General features: G+C 39.0%; 4 protein-coding genes. 2 read left to right on the forward strand and 2 right to left on the reverse strand.

Going from position 1 to position 2,711, the window contains the following annotated elements:
- Together Q0394_RS05735 and Q0394_RS05740 are read right to left on the reverse strand one after the other, a co-directional pair.
- The coding region (locus Q0394_RS05735) for a hypothetical protein (protein ID WP_298946061.1) at nt 1-321 on the reverse strand (321 nt) is incomplete at its 3' end.
- Nucleotides 322-546, reverse strand: a complete 225-nt coding sequence (locus Q0394_RS05740) for a hypothetical protein (protein WP_298946063.1) — start codon at nt 544-546, stop codon at nt 322-324.
- Nucleotides 547-637: 91 nt separating this feature from the next.
- Here Q0394_RS05740 and Q0394_RS05745 point away from each other — a divergent pair, with 91 nt between their 5' ends.
- Nucleotides 638-1,261, forward strand: coding sequence for a hypothetical protein (locus Q0394_RS05745; RefSeq protein WP_298946065.1), 624 nt, complete (start codon nt 638-640; stop codon nt 1,259-1,261).
- Nucleotides 1,262-1,613: 352 nt separating this feature from the next.
- The gene (locus Q0394_RS05750; RefSeq protein WP_298946067.1) at nt 1,614-2,252 is read left to right on the forward strand and encodes a LexA family transcriptional regulator; all 639 of its coding nucleotides are present in this window, start codon (nt 1,614-1,616) and stop codon (nt 2,250-2,252) included.
- Nucleotides 2,253-2,711: the final 459 nt, after the last annotated feature.

Here is a 2,711-nt window from a genome sequence, read left to right on the forward strand (position 1 = left end):
TGCGTTATTTCCCAAATTTACCCTAAAGGCCTCATCCGCCCGTGAAAATTCGCTAAATTTCACGGCTCTATATCCGCACTCTTGCGCGCTATCTTGCAAGTATATGTCTATATCTTTATCTATTTTTCCGCTATTTATCGCCGCATCGACACCGGCGATCTCCACCGCAAACAGTAGCTTCACGCCCCCGCGGCTTCTAGCGCCCGCGCCCTCTATGCGGATGAATGGGTATTTACGCGAACCCCTATTGACAGAATTTGCCAAAGCTCTCGGATTAATATCAAAAATCTCAGCAGCCGCAGCGGTCTCGACGTATATCATTTAGCTGGCCTTGCTCTCTTCTCGCTCGCTTTTTAGGGCGCTCGGAAGCTCTTTGATTATACCCTCGGACAAAAGCGCCTCAAACACTTTCCTTGAAGTTGCATGGTTTTTCTCGCCTAGCACCTCGCCGTTTATTACCATATAGGTAGTACGCTCGCTGAGATCGTGTTTTTTTGCCCACTGTCTTATGCTTATGCAGTTGTCTTTGAAATACTGCTTTATCATTCGCGCTCCTTTCTCCTTGATTTTCATTGTTAAGTCGGCTTATTAAATTTTTAGTTATAATCTCGTTTTAAGACCATAAATAAGGATTTATATGCACGAAGCTAAAATGAACTTCGCTTGTCCTAAGTGCAAACAAGCTACGGCTATATCTATAACCACGTTAAAGTTAGATACCTTTGAGTGTTATCATTGCAAAGAGAGACTCTATGCGGGCGCATTGCCCAAGCTTGCCTACAAGCTCAGCAAAGAAGCGCAAAGGCTTTTTAAAAAACACGCCAACGTATACTTTTATACTAGGATAGAGTTTGAAAGAGATTTTCAGGAGATAGACGACGGCGGGCAATTTTTCTTTGACGAGCTTAAAAGCTTTAAAGATAAAGATATATTCGTCTATCCGCCGAGATTCGAGATACTGGCCTATCAGTTTAAGTGTATAGACACTAGTGCTAGAATGCTCTTACACGACGATAGCATAGCCCATCCAAAAGACTATTCTATACCTGCTTGTTATCAGTTTTCGTATAAATTTAGCGAAGTTATGGATGAGCCGTATCTAAAAGCATCGCACAAGGACATACCTAGCGAAAAAGACCGCGAATTTCTCGGGCTATATCTGCTTGATTACGCCGATTTGATCCACTACACGAGACTTTACAACGCATATCTGAGAGCCTTTTCGCATACTCATCGCACGTTTGCTTGTCTTGAGTATTGATCGAGTCTATATGTTTATATAAAACCCTATCGCAATATCTTACTAAACGCCTTGAATATCCGCCTTGGCTCAAAACCGCGAGCAGCCTCTCTACGCCTTTGCCGAGTCGTTGTCTAACGCCAAAGCTAGACTCGCTCGGTTCGGCGCTATAAAATGCCACTTTCATATTTGACCTTTCTGCCGACTTAACAATGAAAATTTAAAGAACTATTTTTCAAACCTTTGAAAGTTTTAATCTCAAATGAGATATAATTTTTCGAATGTTTGAAAGTATTATATTCGCTTTTTACGAATAAGTCAATAAAAATATTCTTAAAATACGAATATTTTATCAAAATATAGAGGTGAGCGCATGGCAGCAGGGGAAATATTGGATAGGATTTATGAGATTGTAGGTGTAAAAAACAGAAATCAGCTATCGCAAAAAATAGGTAAAACGCCGTCTACAATTGCGGGTTGGATTGAGAGAGATAAGGTGCCTATGGATATTTTGTATAAAATAGCCGACGAATATAATACTTCTATGGACTTCCTGTTGGATGGTATTCGTAAAAACGAATATAATGCCGATGAAGTGGTAAATGGATACTGGATAAAAAAACTAAATCAAAAGGTCGGCGCGGGTACGAGCGTAGACATAACGGAAGTCGACGTGATAGACGAGGATGAGAGGTTTTATGTTCCTGCCACTTTCTTTAAAACTATAATGAAAAACGAAAAACTACGTATGGCGCAAGTAGACGGCTATTCGATGGTGCCGATGCTTCATCCCGACAACTGGGTTATTTTTGAAAAAATGAAAGAATTTAAGGGCGACGGGCTGTATGTGATTATGTACAACGACAATCTTATGGTTAAAATACTTCAAAAAACGCCGCGCGGAAATCTATATATCAAAAGCACAAACAAAGACTATGAGAGTTTTGAGTTGGACGAAGATACTTGCGGATCTTGCCAAATTGTCGGCAAGGTGATAAAATGTATCATTTAAGATATTTCTACAATGATGATTAATTATTTTAAGTTTTAAAGGCTTTTTATGGGAATGATGATTAATAAAAGCCCTAAAAACGTTATTGTAAGGCATTAAACATCATTAAGCTTGATTAATCATCGTTTTTCGGTTAAAAATGATGATTAATGACGTTTTATTGATGATTAATCCCACAAATTTGTAATTTTATGCCAATTAAGGGACATTTTTATCTATTTTTGTCCCTTAATACCAAAATTTTAAAAAAGACACTCCGAATTTTGCGGTGCGGATACAATGGCTCATAATGGTGTATTTGGGGTGAGGGCTAAAAATTTAACCGTTTTTCGTGCTTTTTTGCTTAAACGACATAACGCCCATTCTATCGCTGCTCTAAACACTTTTTTACGCTTTTCTAACCACTGTCGCCAAAGTGTATGATTTTTGTCAACTGTTCGCAACCCTTTTCAACACTTT

The organism is uncultured Campylobacter sp. (assembly GCF_938039205.1).
In the GTDB taxonomy this organism is placed as follows: Bacteria; Campylobacterota; Campylobacteria; order Campylobacterales; family Campylobacteraceae; genus Campylobacter_A.

Excerpts from the sequence above, each read along its gene's own strand:
- Q0394_RS05740 (WP_298946063.1), bottom strand. The coding sequence starts at position 546 with ATGATAAAGCAGTATTTCAAAGACAACTGCATAAGCATAAGACAGTGG.
- Q0394_RS05745 (WP_298946065.1), top strand. The coding sequence starts at position 638 with ATGCACGAAGCTAAAATGAACTTCGCTTGTCCTAAGTGCAAACAAGCT.
- Q0394_RS05750 (WP_298946067.1), top strand. The coding sequence starts at position 1,614 with ATGGCAGCAGGGGAAATATTGGATAGGATTTATGAGATTGTAGGTGTA.